The 16472-nt window shown below is 65.9% G+C and carries 15 protein-coding genes; 3 read left to right on the top strand and 12 right to left on the bottom strand.

Going from position 1 to position 16472, the window contains the following annotated elements:
- Window positions 1-3 precede the first annotated feature (3 nt).
- The 8 genes from KSS94_RS25690 to fdhD form a co-directional block, all read right to left on the bottom strand.
- Complete coding sequence (locus tag KSS94_RS25690) at window positions 4-1623, bottom strand: methyl-accepting chemotaxis protein (protein ID WP_217840823.1); 1620 nt, start codon at window positions 1621-1623, stop codon at window positions 4-6.
- The gene (locus tag KSS94_RS25685) at window positions 1602-3602 is read right to left on the bottom strand and encodes a chemotaxis protein CheA (RefSeq protein ID WP_217840822.1); all 2001 of its coding nucleotides are present in this window, start codon (window positions 3600-3602) and stop codon (window positions 1602-1604) included. The genes KSS94_RS25690 and KSS94_RS25685 overlap by 22 nt, the downstream gene beginning before the upstream one ends.
- Window positions 3603-3605: 3 nt before the next feature.
- On the bottom strand, window positions 3606-3935 hold the full coding sequence (locus KSS94_RS25680; protein ID WP_217840821.1) for an STAS domain-containing protein: 330 nt from the start codon (window positions 3933-3935) through the stop codon (window positions 3606-3608).
- A complete protein-coding gene (locus KSS94_RS25675) occupies window positions 3935-4300 on the bottom strand; it encodes a response regulator (protein ID WP_217840820.1) in 366 nt (121 codons plus the stop codon). Before KSS94_RS25675 ends, KSS94_RS25680 begins: the two co-directional genes overlap by 1 nt.
- Before the next feature lie 20 nt (window positions 4301-4320).
- A complete protein-coding gene (locus tag KSS94_RS27395; RefSeq protein WP_264082042.1) occupies window positions 4321-5346 on the bottom strand; it encodes a methyl-accepting chemotaxis protein in 1026 nt (341 codons plus the stop codon).
- Window positions 5347-5739: 393 nt separating this feature from the next.
- Window positions 5740-6219: a YMGG-like glycine zipper-containing protein gene (locus KSS94_RS25665; protein WP_217840818.1), complete on the bottom strand. Its 480-nt coding sequence runs from the start codon at window positions 6217-6219 to the stop codon at window positions 5740-5742.
- Between the two features lie 322 nt (window positions 6220-6541).
- Entirely contained in the window at window positions 6542-8887 is a 2346-nt protein-coding gene (locus KSS94_RS25660; protein ID WP_217840817.1) for an FdhF/YdeP family oxidoreductase, read from the bottom strand.
- 8 nt (window positions 8888-8895) lie between these two features.
- The gene (gene fdhD / locus KSS94_RS25655; protein ID WP_217840816.1) at window positions 8896-9723 is read right to left on the bottom strand and encodes a formate dehydrogenase accessory sulfurtransferase FdhD; all 828 of its coding nucleotides are present in this window, start codon (window positions 9721-9723) and stop codon (window positions 8896-8898) included.
- 186 nt (window positions 9724-9909) lie between these two features.
- On the opposite strand from fdhD, the gene lysM reads away from it, so the two are divergent.
- Window positions 9910-10350 carry a peptidoglycan-binding protein LysM gene (gene lysM / locus KSS94_RS25650; RefSeq protein WP_217840815.1) on the top strand — a complete coding sequence of 147 codons (441 nt, stop codon included), beginning with the start codon at window positions 9910-9912 and terminating at the stop codon, window positions 10348-10350.
- 50 nt (window positions 10351-10400) lie between these two features.
- Here lysM and yrfG read toward each other — a convergent pair whose 3' ends face one another.
- Complete coding sequence (gene yrfG, locus KSS94_RS25645; RefSeq protein WP_217840814.1) at window positions 10401-11063, bottom strand: GMP/IMP nucleotidase; 663 nt, start codon at window positions 11061-11063, stop codon at window positions 10401-10403.
- 64 nt (window positions 11064-11127) lie between these two features.
- Here yrfG and nudE point away from each other — a divergent pair, with 64 nt between their 5' ends.
- A complete protein-coding gene (gene nudE / locus KSS94_RS25640) occupies window positions 11128-11694 on the top strand; it encodes an ADP compounds hydrolase NudE (RefSeq protein WP_217840813.1) in 567 nt (188 codons plus the stop codon).
- Window positions 11691-12524 (top strand): 3'(2'),5'-bisphosphate nucleotidase CysQ, encoded by an 834-nt coding sequence (gene cysQ / locus KSS94_RS25635; protein ID WP_217840812.1) that lies wholly within the window; start codon window positions 11691-11693, stop codon window positions 12522-12524. Before nudE ends, cysQ begins: the two co-directional genes overlap by 4 nt.
- Before the next feature lie 251 nt (window positions 12525-12775).
- Here cysQ and KSS94_RS25630 read toward each other — a convergent pair whose 3' ends face one another.
- From KSS94_RS25630 to KSS94_RS25620, 3 genes are read right to left on the bottom strand one after another with little or no spacing between them, the layout of a single operon-like run.
- Window positions 12776-13231: a thioesterase domain-containing protein gene (locus tag KSS94_RS25630; RefSeq protein WP_217840811.1), complete on the bottom strand. Its 456-nt coding sequence runs from the start codon at window positions 13229-13231 to the stop codon at window positions 12776-12778.
- The gene (locus KSS94_RS25625) at window positions 13228-14637 is read right to left on the bottom strand and encodes a sigma-54-dependent transcriptional regulator (RefSeq protein WP_217840810.1); all 1410 of its coding nucleotides are present in this window, start codon (window positions 14635-14637) and stop codon (window positions 13228-13230) included. The genes KSS94_RS25630 and KSS94_RS25625 overlap by 4 nt, the downstream gene beginning before the upstream one ends.
- Window positions 14634-16448 (bottom strand): sensor histidine kinase, encoded by a 1815-nt coding sequence (locus KSS94_RS25620; RefSeq protein WP_217840809.1) that lies wholly within the window; start codon window positions 16446-16448, stop codon window positions 14634-14636. The genes KSS94_RS25625 and KSS94_RS25620 overlap by 4 nt, the downstream gene beginning before the upstream one ends.
- Between the last annotated feature and the right edge of the window lie 24 nt (window positions 16449-16472).

Here is a 16472-nt window from a genome sequence, read left to right as displayed (position 1 = left end):
CGGTCAGGAGAAATTGACGAACTGGTGGTCGTCCAGGCTGGCCTTGCGCATGGCTTGCAGCGGCTCGGGCAGCGGCTCGACCGGCCGTTGCAGGCGCGGTAGGCCATCCTGTTGGAAGCGGAAGAAGGCGATCAGTTCCTGCAACTGCCCGGCCTGGGCGTTCATTTCCTCGGCGGTGGCGGCCAGCTCCTCGGAGGCCGAGGCGTTCTGCTGGGTGATCTGGTTCATCTGGCCCATGGCAATGTTGACCTGGCCGGCTGCGCTGCTTTGCTCCTGGGACGCTGCGGTGATTTCCTGCACCAGGTCCGAGGTGCGCTGAATGTTGGGGACGATTTCGCCCAGCAGCACGCCGGCTTTTTCGGCCAGTTGCACGCTGCTCGAAGCCACCTGGCCGATTTCCTGGGCGGCGATCTGGCTGCGTTCGGCCAGCTTGCGCACTTCTGCGGCAACCACCGCGAAGCCCTTGCCGTGCTCGCCGGCGCGGGCCGCTTCGATGGCTGCGTTAAGGGCCAGCAGGTTGGTCTGGTAGGCAATGTCATCGATGATGCCGATCTTGTCGGCGATCTGCTTCATTGCCAGCACCGTGTCGCCGACCGCCGTGCCACCCTGGCCGGCATCGTTGGCGGCCTTGCCGGCGATGTCGTCGGTGAGCTTGGCGCTTTCGGTGTTCTGGGCGATGGAGGCCGACATCTGCTCGATCGAGGCGCTGGTCTGCTCGACGCTGGCGGCCTGTTCGCTGGCGGCCTGGCTGAGCGACTGGGAGGTCGAGCTGACCTCGGCCGAGGCCGACGACAGCGCATCGGCGGCGCTGCGCACATCACCGAGGATGCTGCGCAGGCGTACCGTCATGTTTTGCATCGAACCCAGCAATTGCCCGGTTTCGTCGCGGCGGTTGACCACCAGGTCGTGGCTCAGGTCGCCAGCGGCCATGCGGTCGGCAGCCAGCACCGCGCCACTGAGCGGGCGGGTGATGCTGCGGGTCACCAGCACGCCGATCAGCAAGCCGGCCAGGGTGGCGACCGCGACCAGGGTGATCATCTGCACCCGCGAACTTTCGGCAATGGCAGTGATGTCGCTGTTGGCTTCGCCCGCCCGGTCCTGCTTGGTCTGGCTGGCCGTGCCCAGCAGTTGGTCCAGCTCGGTGGCCGCGGCGATGACCCGTGGCAGCAGTTCGAGGGTCGGGCTGCTGATTTGCAGCTCGCCAGACTGCTGGTGGGTGGCGAGCAGCAGGGTGGCGGCGTTGACGTAGTCCTGCAGGCGCGTGTTGATGTTGTCGACGCTGGCCTTGCCCTCGGGCGTCAGGTGGTAGTCCTTGGCCTTGAGCAGTTGCTCACGGGTCTTGTCCAGGGCCGCGCGGGCATCGGCGGCGGCTTTGTCGCGCTCCTCGCGGGATACCGCCAGCAGGCTCTGGCGCAGCGAGCGCCCGGCGGTGACCAGCTGGATATTGGCGTTTTGCAGGGTGCTCAGGCCCTGGATATCGACATCGAACATGCGGTCCGAGAGCTGGTCGACTTGGTCCAGGTTACGAATCCCGATGAGGCCGATGATGGCGGTGAGCGCCACTACCACGATGAAACCCAGGGTCAGGCGCGCCCCGATTTTCATGTTGCTGATCCACTGCATGTCTCGTCTCCGGAAAGGGTTGCCATCGCCGCCGAGGGGCGATGCTTGGGTTCGTTGCGCTGTTGCAGGTCGCGGAACAGGCTGGCGATGTCGAGGATCAGCGCCACCTGGCCTGAACCGAGGATGGTCGAGCCACTGATGCCATTGAGGTGGCGAAACAGCTGCCCGAGCGGTTTGATCACGGTTTGCAGCTCGCCGTACAGGCGGTCGACGATCAGGCCGACCTGTTGCCGGCCCTGGCTGACCACCACGATGTTGCGCCGGCTGGCCGGTGGTACGCCCAGCGCAAAATGCGTGGTCAGGTCGATGCATGGCAGCGGCTTGCCGCGCAGGTTGAGCGGGCCGCTGGTATCTGAAGGGGCTTCCATGCACTCGGTGACCATGTCCAGTGGGATGACGAAGCGCTCAAGCCCGGCCCCCACCAGAAAGCCATCGATGATCGCCAGGGTCAGCGGCAGGCGGATGCGGAACAGGCAGCCTAGTCCCTGCGCCGACTCGATTTCGATGGTGCCGCGCAGCTCGTCGATGGCGCTGCGCACCACATCCATGCCGACCCCGCGCCCGGACAGGTTGGACACCTGTTCGGCGGTGGAAAAACCGGCCTCGAAAATGAGCATGTGGATATCGTTGTCCGGTAGCAGGCTGTCGGCATCGAGCATGCCGCGGGCAATGGCTTTTTCGCGGATTCTGGCAGTGTTCAGGCCGCGCCCGTCGTCCTGGATTTCCAGCACGATCATCCCCGAGTCATGGCCGGCGCTCAGGCTCAGGTTGCCCTGCGCCGGCTTGCCGGCGGCCAGGCGCTCCTCGGCGCCTTCGATGCCGTGGTCGATGGCGTTGCGCACCAGGTGGATCAGCGGGTCGGCGATGCGGTCGATCAGCGTCTTGTCCAGCTCGGTGTCGCCGCCATGCAGGTGCAACTGGATCTGCTTGTTCAGCGTCAGGCTGACGTCACGCACGACCCGGTGGAAGCGATTGAAGGTTTCGCCGATTTCGACCATGCGCAGCTTCAAGGCGCGCTCGCGGATCTGCTCGACATGCTGGTGTACCGCCTGCACCCGCTCGATGCAGTCGCTGTCACCGCTGTGCATGGCCTGCATGTGCGCGCCGGCGGTGCTGATGACCAGCTCGCCGACCAGGTTGATCAGCTCGTCGAGCTTGTGCGCCGCGACCTTCACCAGGCTGCTGGCGGCATGAACCGTGCGTGGCTCCTCGGTGGCTTGAACGGGCGACAACGTTTGCGCAGGCGGGCTTGCGGGCGCCATGTCGGGCAGCGGCTCGGGCGCTGCCTGGCAGGCCAGGCTCAGTTGGTAAAAACCATCGGCGAGGCTGAACACCTCTTGCAGCTCCTCGCGGCTGGCGAGGGTGCTCAGGGTGATGTCGAAACCCAGGTAGCACTGCTCGGGGTCCATCTGCTCGAGCGGAGGCAGGGCGTCGGTCAGCGTGTGCACGGCAAGCAGCTCGCCCAGCCGCGCCAGGTAGCGGATGAACGCACAGGGGTCGAAGCCGTTGCGCAGCAGTTCGGCATCCAGGCGCAGGCTCAACTGCCAGACAGCCGCGCTTTCAGCGGCTGGCCCCGGGGGGCTGTCAAGCGCTTCGAGCGCAGCCAGCAGCTCGGCCTGGCGGGGTGTATGCGGCGCCAGGGTGGCGGTGTGCGGGTCGATGCTGCGTACCATGGTATTGAGCTCGTCCATGCACTGCAGCATCAGCGAGGTGAGGCTGTCACTGAGCGCGCACTCGCCGTCGCGCAACTGCATCAGGCGGTTTTCCAGCTGGTGGGCCAGGGTTACCAGAGGTTCCAGCGAGAAGATCCCGGCCGAGCCCTTGAGGGTGTGCACCGAACGGAACAAGGCGTTGATCGCCTCGCTGTCGCTGGGGCTGCGCTCAAGGATCAGCAGGCAGTCTTCGGCCTCCCTGAGCAGGTCATTGGCTTCTTCGAGAAAACCCTGGAGTAACTGCTGCCACTGTTGTGCGTCGAGCATGGGTCATCCTGCGCAGGCAGCTTTAAGGTCGAGCGCCAGCTCTGCCGGGCGCAACAGGTCGATTACAGCGGCGGCTTGCTCAGACAGCGCCACCACCTGCAGCGCGTTGGCCTCGGCACCGAACTGCCTGGCCAAGGCCAGCAGCAACTGCAGCCCGGCACTGTCGAGCTCGCCCAGCGCACCGAGGTCGAGCGACCAGGGGCCCGGGTGCTCGGCCAGCAGTGCCAGCAGGGTGGTGTGGGTGTCGCGCGCCTCGAAAATGGTCAGGTCACCGGCAAGGGCCAGGCACGCAGGCAGGTTTTCGGTGCCGGGGCGCAGCGTGAGGCTGGCCATCAACCCACCAGCTTTTCTACGGCAGCCAGCAACTGCTGTGGCTGGAACGGCTTGACCATCCAGGCCTTGGCACCGGCGGCCTGGCCTTCGGCCTTCTTGCTCTGCTCGCTTTCGGTGGTGAGCATCATGATCGGCGTGAAGCGGTATTCGTTACGCGCCTTCAACGCCTTGACCAGGCCGATGCCATCCAACCGGGGCATGTTCACGTCGCTGATGATCAGGTTGACCTTCTGCCCGGTCAGCTTGGCCAGCGCATCCTGCCCGTCGCACGCTTCGATGATGGTGTGGCCGGCGCCGGCGAGGCTGATGCGCACCAGTTGGCGCATGGAGGCCGAGTCGTCGACGATCAGAATGGTTTTGGCCATGGTGAGGGTTACCTGAGGGGTTAGAAGAAGGTGAGTTCGGCGGCATCGCTCGGGGAGTGCCGGCCGCTGCGCTCTTCACGGGTGGTGAAGCGCTCGCGCTGGCCGCGCAGCCAGGCGTCGATGTCGGCCAGCTTCGGGTCATTGGCCGCGAGGGCGGCCAGCAGTTCGCCAAGGTCGATGGCGACATGGTCAAGTACCTGGTCCACACGGTCCTGGAACTGCAGGTTGACCAGAATCGCCTGGATGTCCTGCTGGGTGGTGCGGGTGTCCTGCTGCAATTCCCTGGAGGTCTGGTCGAGGGCCTTGAGGTTGCCACCCAGGCCTTCGATCACCTCGTCGAGCAGTTGCTGCAGGTGTGCAAGGTCAGCCTGGTCATGGGCGCTGAGCGCCTCGGCCGATTCGATGCTGGTCTGGATGGCATGGTTGATTTCACCGACCTTGGCATCCATGGACTGCCCGGTGGTGGCCGACAGTTGCGACAGTTTGCGCACTTCGTCGGCCACTACCGAGAAGCCCCGGCCATAGTCACCGGCCCGCGCCGCTTCGATGGCGGCGTTGAGGGCCAGCAGGTTGGTCTGGTTGGCGATTTCCTGGACATGCCGTGCCATCTGCTGCAACTGGCCGGTGTAGCTGTCCAGGTGGCTGATGCTTTGCAGCACGGCGCTCTGGCGTTGGCCGCGGCTGGCGAAGGCGTCGGTCACCTGCTGCAGTTGCCCGCTGCAGCGGCGCAGGCCATCGCTGACACCGTCCTGCTCGGTGCTGCGGGCGGCAGCATCGAGCGACGCGTCCAGGCGTTGGTGGATGGCCGCAAAGCGCTCCAGCAGGCCGCCGATGTTGTCGGCCACCAGCAAACGGCTTTGCTGCAGGCCGTCGGTCCAGGCGGCGGCAGCCTGCGGCAGCAGCTGTAACAGCGGATGTTGGTGGCCAGGGCTGGCCTCAGGCGGCGTGTTTTCCTGGGCTGGGGTGGTGCAGGCCACCGGGCGGGGGCGCAGCAGCAGGGTTGCAAGCACGATGGCGGCCAGCCCCAGCAGGCCCAACCAGAGCATGCCGGTGAACAGTGCCGTGGCGCATAGCGCTGTGCCGATCCATATGACGAGATACATCCGCATTCCGCTGCGCTGCCTTTTTCAGGTTACGAGTGCGGATGGTACAAGCTGACTTTTGACGTCAAAATCGGGACAGCCCTTAATCCGACCGCTCAGTCATGCAGGCATGCCTGGCCAGGAGGGCACCTTTTATTTGAGTGAGTGGTCAGGTAAACCAGGGGAGAGCGCCAGTGGCTGCGGAGTACGGGCTGTCGCGTTTTGTCGCAGGGGAGGGGGCAAGATCGCTTAAGGGTTAGGAGTATGGCTTAAGCCAATGGTGTGGTGGCAATGTGCCTGGGCGCTTAAGCAAAACGCCTGCGGTGGGCGCCGCAGGCGTTTGTGACAGCCGGCCGATCAGTCGCGCCAGTGGCGCTTGTGCTTGCGGTGGCCGTAGTGATGGCCGCGGTCGTAGTGGCGGCGATCGTCGTAACCGCGGCGGTAGCGGCGGTCGTCGCGGCGCTCGTCTTCGTCGGCCTTGTTGCCCATGTAGTTACCCAGCGCGCCACCGGCGCCGCCGCCTGCTGCTGCACCGATGTAGCTGCCGGTGGTACCGCCCATGGAGCGGCCGACCACGTTACCGCCTGCGGCGCCCAGCGCGCCACCGATGGCGGCCTCGCCACGTTGGCGCTTGTCGGCACCCAGGGCACCGCCGGCCGCACCACCCAGGCCGGCACCGATGGCGCCGCCCGTGCTGCCACCAATGGAGTTGCCCACCACGGAGCCCAGTACCCCACCCAATGCGCCGCCAATGCCGGCCTCGGTGGTGCCGCCTGCCATGGCCACGCCGCTGAGCAAGCTGAAAGACAACAACAGAATCGAGGAGTACTTCTTCATCAAGAGAGCCTCAAATGGATGACGAGGCGGAATTTGAGGCCGGGCGAGGCGGCTGGCAACGGAAATCCGACGAGTAGCACGAGTTGTACACAATTCTCTAAGTTATTGAATTATGTATGAAACTTTCTCGAAAATCGGCTGTCAGAGGTATTTATGACAAAGCCCTGATCCGTTGCGGACAGGGCTTTTTTTGTGGCCGTTACTTGGATCGAGAGGCTGCGCAGAGAGCTGCGAGGAGCAACTCTCTGGCTGGTTCTCCAAAGCAGGCTTCCCACAGGTTTACTGAGGAATCAAGACAGGCGCTTTACCTGTGGGAGCGAATTCAGATGATCCGCCCGTCGTCCCGCGCCCGCTCCAGCTTGATGGCGATGAACTTCGAAGTTGGCGTATGGCTGCCGTCGCCGATGCTCTCCAGCGGCACCAGCGGGTTCACCTCGGGGTAATAGGCGGCGGCCTGGCCGGCGGGGATGTCGAAGGCCAGCAGGGTGAAGCCATGCACCCGGCGTACATGCTCGTCGCCCCACAGCGAGACGATGTCGACCTTCTGCCCCGGCTGGAAGCCCAGGCGGATGATGTCGGCCTCGTTGGCGAACAATACGTCACGCTGGCCGCGCACGCCGCGGTAGCGGTCGTCCATGCCGTAGATGGTGGTGTTGTACTGGTCGTGGGAGCGCATCGACTGCATGATCAGGTCCGGCAACTGGCCGCTGGCGCGCACGCGTTCGTCCAGCAGGCTGTCGGGCAGCAGGTTGGCCTTGAAGTTGGCGCGGCCGGTGGCGGTCTTCCACTGGCGGCTGCCGGCGCTGTTGCCCAGATAGAAGCCGCCCGGCAGTTCCAGGCGCTGGTTGAAGTCGGCAAAGCCCGGGATGGTGTCGGCGATCAGGTCGCGGATGCGCGCGTAATCGGCCACCAGCCAGTGCCAGTCCACCGGTTGCTTACCCAAGGTGGCGGCGGCAATGCCGGCCACCACCGCAGGCTCCGAGCGCATCTGCCGCGACAGCGGCTTGAGCTGGCCGTTGGAGGCATGGACCATGCTGAACGAGTCTTCCACGGTCACCGCTTGCGGGCCCTCGCCCTGCTGGTCGATGTCGGTGCGGCCCAGGCACGGCAGAATCAGTGCCTGCTTGCCGTGGATCAGGTGGCTGCGGTTGAGCTTGGTGCTGATCTGCACGGTCAGCTCGCAATTGCGCAGGGCCTGGGCGGTGCGCTCGGTGTCCGGGGTGGCCTGGGCGAAGTTGCCCCCCAGCCCGATGAACACCTTGGCCCGGCCTTCGAGCATGGCGTGGATCGCCTCGACCGTATTGTGGCCGTTGTGCCGCGGCACCTGGAAGCCGAAGCGCTTTTCGATGGCATCCAGCAGGAACACCGGCGGGCGCTCGTTGATGCCCATGGTGCGGTCGCCCTGCACGTTGCTGTGGCCGCGTACCGGGCACAGGCCGGCGCCGGGTGCGCCGATGTTGCCGCGCAGCATCTGCAGGTTGACGATTTCCTGGATGGTCGGCACCGAGTGACGGTGCTGGGTAATGCCCATGGCCCAGCACATGATCACGCGCTTGCCTTTGCAGTACATGCGCGCCGACAGCTCGATGTCGGCCAGGGTCAGGCCCGACTGCGCCTGGATCTGCTGCCACGAGGTGGCGTCCACCGCTGCCAGGTACTCATCGACCCCATGCCCGTGCTCGGCGATGAAGGCGTGATCGAAGATCGCCGGCTCGCCTGCGGCCTGGGCTTCACGCTCCCACTGCAGGACGAACTTGGCCATGCCGCGCAACAGCGCCATGTCGCCGCCCAGCGCCGGGCGGAAAAACGCCGTGTTGGTCGGGCGGTCGCTGTTGGTGAGCATTTCCAACGGGTTCTGCGGGTGCTGGAAGCGCTCCAGGCCACGCTCCTTGAGCGGGTTCACGCACACCACCTGGGCGCCGCGTTTGACCGCATCACGCAGCGGGTCGAGCATGCGCGGGTGGTTGGTGCCGGGGTTCTGGCCCCAGACGAAGATCGCATCGGCGTGTTCGAAGTCGTCGTAGGTGACCGTGCCCTTGCCCACGCCGACACTCTGGCCCAGGGCCACGCCGCTGGCCTCGTGGCACATGTTCGAGCAGTCGGGGAAGTTGTTGGTGCCATAGGCACGCACGAACAACTGGTACAGGTAGGCCGCCTCGTTGCTGGCCCGGCCCGAGGTGTAGAACTCGGCCTGGTCGGGGGATTCGAGGCGGTTCAGGTGCTCGGCAATCAGCGCAAAGGCGGCGTCCCAGGCAATCGGTTGGTAGCGGTCGCTGGCCGGGTCGTAGACCATCGGTTCGGTCAGGCGGCCCTGGTATTCGAGCCAGTAGTCGCTCTGCCCGAGCAGCGCGCTGACGCTGTAGCGGGCGAAGAACGCCGCATCCACACGGCGCTTGGTGGCTTCCCAGTTGACCGCCTTGGCGCCGTTTTCGCAGAACTTGACCATGCCGCTTTCGGGCGAGTCGCCCCAGGCACAGCCCGGGCAGTCGAAGCCGCCGTTCTGGTTGGTCTTGAGCAGGGCGCGGATGTTCTTCAGCGCGTTGTCGCTGCCAACCCAGGCCTTGGCCACGCTCTTGAGCGCGCCCCAACCGCCGGCAGGGCCGGGGTAGGGCTGGTAGCGAGGGGTGGAGGCGGGGGCGTTGTCCGGCAGTTTTTCGTAGGAGGTCACGGCTTTTACTACTCCGCCGCTGGGCTGAACACCCGCGGTGCACTGTGTTTGGGCAAATGAATGAGGTTGAGGTTGTGCTTGCGTGCCCACTGCAGGGCAAGGCCGGTGGGGGCCGAGAGGCTGACCAGGGTCTGGATACCGGCGCGCAGCACTTTCTGGATCAGCTCCAGGCTGCAGCGGCTGGTGACGATGGCCAGGCCCCCGGCAGTGTCGATGCGCTGGCGCAGCAGGGCGCCGATCAGCTTGTCCAGAGCGTTGTGCCGACCGATGTCCTCGCGGCCCAGCAGCAGCTGGCCGTCGCGGTCCATGAACAGCGCCGCATGTACTGCGCCGCAGTGCTGGCCCAGGGGCTGGAAGGCATCGATGCGCTGGCGCAGGTCCTTGAGCCAATGCACCGGTGGCAGGGGCGCGCCGGGCAGCACGTTCAGTTCCGGCAGGGCCTGCTCCAGGGCCTCGACACCGCACAGGCCGCAGCCACTGGTGCCGGCCAGCTGGCGGCGCTGGTCCTTGAGGTTCCAGAAGGCGCGGCTGGAGATTTCCAGGTCGGCGTACAACGCCGAACCGCTGCCGGACAGCTTCACGTCATAGATTTCGTCGGTGCTGCTGACGATGCCGCTGCCCACGCTGAAACCCACGGCGAAGTCCTCGAGGTCGGTGGGGCTGACCAGCATCACCGCCTGGTTGAGACCGTTGTAGACGATGGCCAGGGCCACTTCCTCGGCCAGCGGCGTGCTGCTGTGGGCAGCGTCGTCGAGCTGGACGTAGTCGTAGGTGTTGCTGGCAGCGGGCAGGGCCAGTGGCGTGGAGGCTGCGCAGACCGGGGGTTTGCTTTGCATCGGGCGAAGAGACCAGCGGCTATTTGATAGCACCAGCCTAGGCCGCCAGGGGGCGCGCGTCTAATCGCTAGGGTCTATGCCTTGATAGACCGCGTCGATTGGTCGCAGCCGGGCGGTAGAAGGGATCCTGGCCTAGACTCCTGGCTCCGAGGGTTTACTCAACGAAAACTCAACAAGGAGCACATCATGAGCCTGTTCAGCTTCGTCAAGGAGGCCGGTGAGAAGTTGATCGACCTGCTGACTCCCGGCAATGCCAACGCCGAGGAGCAGCTCAAGAAACACGTGGAAAGTGTTGGCTTGGGCAACCCGAACATCAGCGCCACTGTAGAGGGGGACAAGGTCATTCTCAAGGGTGAGGTGGCCAGCCAGGAGGAGAAAGAGAAGATCATCCTCGCGGCCGGCAACATCGCCGGGGTGGCGTCGGTCGAGGACCAGATCACCGTGACCGGGCCGGTCGTGGCGGCGGCGCGCTTCGTGACCGTGAAGAAGGGTGACACGCTGTCGGCGATCGCGGTGGTGGTGTATGGCAATGCCGGGCAGTACAACAAGATCTTCGAGGCCAACAAGCCGATGCTCAAGCACCCGGACAAGATCTACCCGGGGCAGGTGTTGCGTATTCCTGATTGATCGTTGCTTGCTGTGATGGCCTCTTCGCAGGCTTGCCCGCGAAAGGGCCATCACAGGCCAGCCAAAAGCTCGCGGTAATCCTCGACTGCGGCAAACTCCTGGGTATCGCGAACGGCCCCCTGGCTATCCGGCTGCCTCACCGCCAGCAGGTGCCCCACCCCAAAGCGCTGCGCACTGCGCAAGATCGCCAGGGTGTCATCGATGAACAGGCTGCGCGCCGGGTCGAAGCCGATGTCTGCCTGCAAGGCATCCCAGAACTGCGGGCTCTCTTTCGGGAACCCGTAATCGTGCGAGCTGATCAGCCGCTCGAAGTACGGCGCCAGCTCCACCCGTTCCAGCTTCAGTGACAGCGAATCGCGGTGCGCGTTGGTGATCATCACCACGCGCTTGCCGGCCTGGCGAATGGCCGCCAGGAAAGTATCGGCGTCGGGCTTCAGGGCGATCAGCTCGGCGATCTCCTGCTTGAGCTCGCGGATCGGCAGGCGCAACTCGCGGCTCCAGAAGTCCAGGCAGTACCAGTTGAGGGTGCCGGCATGGCGCTCGAACAGCGGCTGCAGCTCCATTTCGGCCATCGCCCGGCTCACTCCGTGCAGTTCGGCATAGCGCTGGGGCAGGTGCTCCAGCCAGAAGCGGTTGTCGTAGTGCAGGTCGAGCAGGGTACCGTCCATGTCGAGCAACACGGTGTCGATGGCGGACCAGGGAAGAACAGGCATGGGAAACTCTCGATCGGTCGGCAAGCCACGGTATAGTAACCCGTTCACGCCAAGGAGCTGCCCCATGCGCCAGAAACCCACCGTCCTCAGCCGCGAAATCGTCGCCAGCAGCCGCCTGTTCCGGGTCGAGGCGGTGCAGTTGCGCTTCTCCAACGGCAACGAGCGCACTTATGAACGGCTGGTGGGGCGCGGCAACGGCTATGGCGCGGTGATGATCGTCGCCATGCTCGATGCCGAGCATGCGGTGCTGGTGGAAGAATACTGCGGCGGTACTGACGAGTATGAACTGTCACTGCCCAAAGGCCTGATCGAGCCCGGCGAGGACGTGCTGGCTGCCGCCGACCGCGAACTCAAGGAAGAAGCAGGTTTCGGCGCTCGTCAGCTGGAGCACCTGACCGAGCTGTCGCTGTCGCCCGGCTACATGAGCCAGAAGATCCAGGTGGTGCTGGCCACCGACCTGTACGAGGAGCGCCTGGAGGGCGACGAGCCCGAGCCGATGCGGGTCGACAAGGTCAACCTGCGCGAGCTCTCGGCCCTGGCCATGCACCCGCAGTTCACCGAAGGCCGCGCCCTGGCGGCGTTGTACCTGGCCCGTGACCTGTTGATCCAGCGTGGAGTGATGAGCGCATGAAAGACCTGCAACTGATGCACGAAGTGGTAAAACTCACCCAATTGGCCGGTGAGGCAATTCTGCCGTTCTGGCGCGCCGATGTGGCCGTGTCCAACAAAGCCGATGACTCCCCGGTAACCGCCGCCGACCTGGCTGCACACAGGGTCATTGCCGATGGCCTGCTGGCGCTGGCGCCGCACGTTCCGGTGCTGTCCGAAGAGGATTGCGATATCCCGCAGGCCGTGCGCGAAGGCTGGCAGCGCTGGTGGCTGGTCGACCCGCTGGATGGCACCAAGGAGTTCATCGCCGGCAGCGAAGAGTTCACCGTCAACATCGCGTTGATCGAGAACGGCGAGGTGGTGTTCGGCGTGGTAGCGATGCCGACCAATGGCCGCTGCTACTTTGGTGGGCGTGCGCTGGGCGCCTGGCGCACCGAGGGCGATGGAACCGTGCAGCCGATTCAGGTGCGCACCGCGCCACCAGCCGATCGCCGCTTCACCGTGGTTGCCAGCCGCCGCCATACCAGCCCGCAGCAGGAGGCCCTGCTGGCCGGCCTTGGTGCGGCGGTGGGGGAGCTTGAGCTTGCCAATATCGGCAGCTCGCTGAAGTTCTGCCTGCTAGCCGAAGGCAGTGCCGATTGCTACCCGCGCCTGGCGCCGACTTCGCAGTGGGATACCGCGGCAGCCCAAGGGGTGCTGGAAGGGGCAGGAGGCGAGGTGATCGGCTTGGATGGGCAGGCGTTCCGCTACCCGCCGCGCGAATCGTTGCTCAACCCGTTCTTCCTGGCCTTGCCGGCTGCTGCCGGGTGGCGGCAGGCGTTGGTGACGCTGGCTATTGCGATCGACGCCTGAGGCCCTATCGCCGGCAAGCAGGCTCCTACAGGTACAGCACAGACCTGAAGGTTATGCGATCCCTGTGGGAGCGGCCTTGAGTCGCGATTGGGCTGCGCAGCAGCCCCGGCAATTTTGCATGAGGCCGAGGCCTTGGGGGCGCTTCGCGCCCCAATCGCGGCACAAGGCCGCTTCCCACAGAGGCCGTGTTTGTAGTTTGTTCTATGAGATCCGGCTTGCCGGCGCTAGGTTTTGAGCAGGCAACACGACCCTCAACGATGCAACACGTACTGCCCGCTGAATTTCACAGCAGGCTCGTCACTGCCTTCGTTGCTCACCACCGTCTCCAGCGTCAAGCGCGCCCGCCCGCGGCGCTGGTACATCGCCAGGAAGCGCTCCCAGGCTTTCTCGTCCGGCGCCGGGCAACGTGCCACCGCCGTGCCGGTCACCGGCAGCGGGTAACTGATCTGCCCCTCCTGGATGACGATATGCCCGTCATCGATACCCAGCTCGCGCAACCTCAGGTGCAGCCAGCCCCAGCCCGCCAGCACCGCGCCGCAGTACAGGCTGCCGCCGAACATGGTGCTCTTGTGGTTGACGTTGGGCGCCAGTGGCAATTGCAGGCGCAGGCACTGCCCGTGCCAGTCAAGCACCTGCATGCCCATCTCGCGGGTCAGGGGGATATCGCTGTGCAGCACGGCTTGCAGGTATTGGCTGTCGCAGGTCACAGGCGTGCCTCCTCATGTTCTTCATGCCCGCCGCCGGCACCGTCGAAGTTCAGGCCATGCTTGCGCAGCTTGTCGTGCAGGGTCTTGCGCGGGATACCCAGGGCCTCGGCAAGGCTGCGCATCGAGCTGTGCGGCTGGGCCAATTCGGCGGCGATCAGCGAGCGCTCGAACTGCTCGACCTGTTCGCTGAGGTTGCCGCTGGGCACGGGTAGCTGCACCTGTGTGCTGACCGCCGGGGCCTGGCCATCGAGGGCCAGCTCCAGGCCCAGGGCGAAGCGTTCGGCGGCGTTTTGCAGCTCGCGCACGTTGCCTGGCCAGTCGTGGCGCAGCAGCAGCGCGCGCTGGGCCGGCTGCAGGCTGTGCGGGGGCAGGCCGTGGCGCTGGCTGGCGGCATCGGCGAAGTGCTGGAACAACACCAGAATGTCGTCACCGCGCTCGCGCAGGGCCGGAATGCGCAGCGGCGCAACGTTCAGGCGGTAGTAAAGGTCGGCACGGAAGCGCCCCTGGTCGGCCGACTGGCGCAGGTCTTCCTTGGTGGCGGCGATGATACGGATATCCAGCGGGATCAGCTGGTTGCCGCCCAGGCGCTCGACCACCCGCTCCTGCAGCAGGCGCAGCAGCTTCACCTGCACGTCCAGGCTCATGCTTTCGATTTCGTCGAGGAACAGGGTACCGCCGTTGGCGAACTCGAACTTGCCGATGCGCCGTTTCTGCGCGCCGGTGAAGGCCCCCGGCTCATGGCCGAACAGCTCGCTTTCGACCACCGACTCGGCCAGGGCACCGGCGTTGATGGCCACGAACGGGCCGTCGCGACGGCTCGACAAGTCGTGCAGGGCGCGGGCCACCACCTCCTTGCCGGCACCGGTCTCGCCGAGGATCAACACATCGGCGCGGGTACCGGCCAGCGCGCCGATCTGCTCGCGCAGGCGCTGCATCGACGGCGACTGGCCCACCAGACGGGTGGCCAGTTGCTGGCGGTCGCTCAGGGCCAGGCGCAGGCTGCGGTTGTCCAGCACCAGGCGGCGCAGGGCCAGGGCGCGGCGCACGCTGTCCAGCAGGGCATCGGTGGCGAAGGGCTTTTCCAGAAAATCGTAGGCCCCGGCGCGCATGGCCTGCACCGCCAGTGGCACATCGCCGTGGCCGGTGATCAGCAGCACCGGCAGCTCGCTGTCGCGGGCATGCAGTTGCTCCAGCAGTTGCAGGCCGTCGATGCCCGGCATGCGGATATCGCTGACCACCACCCCCGGCCAGTCGGCCTCTATGCGCCCGGCCAGGCCCTGGGCGTCGGCCAGCGTCACCACCTTGAGCCCGGCCAGGTCGAGGGTCTGGCTCAGGGCCTGGCGCAGGTGCGGGTCGTCATCGACCAGGATCACCTGGGCACGGCTGTCGATCAGTGTCTCGGTCATGCCGAGGTGTCCTCCGAAGATTGCAGGTTGGCGCCGGGCTTGGCCACGCGCAGTTGCAGGGTCAGCAGGGCGCCGCCTTCCGGGTGGTTGGCCAGCAGCAGTTCACCGCCCAGGGCGCGCATCAGGCTTTCGCAGATGGCCAGGCCCAGGCCCAGGCCCTGGGTGCGGGTCTTGGTGGTGAAGAACGGCTCCTTGGCGTGCTCCAGGGCCTGGCGGCTGAAGCCCGGGCCGTTGTCACGGATGTACAGGTAGACGCAGTCCTCGACGCGCTCGGCACTCAGCCACAGTTTGCGCGGGTTGGCTTTTTCGGTGAGGGCGTCCAGGGCGTTGGCCAGCAGGTTGCCCAGCACCTGACGCAGGCGGGTTTCTCCGGCCTGTACCCACAGGGTGGCCTCGGGCAGGTCGCGCACCAGCTCCACCGCCATCGCCCGGCGGCGCTTGGCCAGCAGCGCCAGGGCGTCGTCCAGCGCCGGTTGCAAGGCCACGCTCTCGGGGGCGTGGCGGTCGCGGCGGGCGAAGGCGCGCAGGTGGGCGATGATCGAGGCCATGCGCCCGGTCAGCTCGCCGATCAACTTGAGGTTGCCACGCACATCGTCGGTGCGCTCATGGTCGAGCAGGATCTCGGCGTTTTCGGCATAGCTGCGGATCGCCGCCAAAGGCTGGTTGAGCTCGTGGCTGATGCTCGCCGACATGGTGCCCAGCACCGACAGCTTGCCGGCCTGCACCAGTTCGTCCTGGGCGCGCACCAGCTCCTGCTGGGCGTTCTCGCGCTCAAGCACAGCGCTTTTCAGGCGGGTGTTGAGGCCTTCGAGGGCGGCGGTACGTTCGGCAACGCGCTTTTCCAGCTCTTGCCGGGCATGGGCTTCGAAGTCGATGCGGTCGATGTAGTGGCGCCGGCGCTGCATCACCAGGCCGGCCAGCAGCATGGCCACCAGCAGGGCGCCGGCGCCGATGGCCATCACTGTCTGCACCGAGCGGTCGACCAGGATGCGCGGGGCGAGGATGCTCACCTGCCAGCCGGTTTCCTTGATGTCGCGGGTCTGGGTGATCCAGGCGTCGACGGGCAGGGTCAGCGGCTGCGGGGCCTGGGTCGGGTAGGGCTGGATGGCGATGATCGCCTGGCGTTCGGCGTCGGTCAGCTCGCGGGTGGCGCGAAAGCGCCAGTCCGGGCGTGAAGTCAGCACCACCACGCCGTTCTGGTCGGTCAGCAGCAACTGTTCGGGGGTGCGGCCCCACAGGGTTTCGGTGTGGTCGAGGTCGACCTTGACCACCAGTACGCCGATCACCCGCTCGCGGTCGCGCACCGCTGCTGCGAAGAAGTAGCCGCGCTTGGCCGAGGTGGTGCCCTGGCCGAAGAAACGCCCCAGGCGCCCGGCCATGGCCTGGTTGAAGTACGGGCGGAAGGCGAAGTTGCGGCCGACGAAGCTATCTTGCTTGTCCCAGTTGGAGGCGGCCAGGGTGTTGCCGCTGACGTCCATCAGGTACATCACCTCGGCACCGCTCTGGTGGGTGATGTCCTTGAGCAGGCGGTTGGCGTTGGTCACTGCCTCGAGCTTGAACGGGTCGGCCAGGGCGCCACGTAGTGCCGGCAGGTCGCCGAGGATCTGCGGCAGCACCTCGTAGCGGTGCAGGGTGCCGAGCAGGTTGGCGACGTACAGGTCGAGGGTTTGGCGGTTCTGTGAGGCGAGTTGGTCCTGGTAATAACGCTCGGCCAGGTGGTGTAGCGGCCACAGCAGCGGCGCCAGGCACAGGGCCAGCAGGGCGAGGCTGCGCCAGCGGGGACGGCGGGGAGGCGTCGGTTTTACGATCATCAGGTAGCTGCGCCAGAGAAGGTC

The organism is Pseudomonas fakonensis, assembly GCF_019139895.1.
Lineage (GTDB): Bacteria > Pseudomonadota > Gammaproteobacteria > Pseudomonadales > Pseudomonadaceae > Aquipseudomonas > Aquipseudomonas fakonensis.
This window is presented reverse-complemented; position numbering and strand designations above follow the sequence as displayed.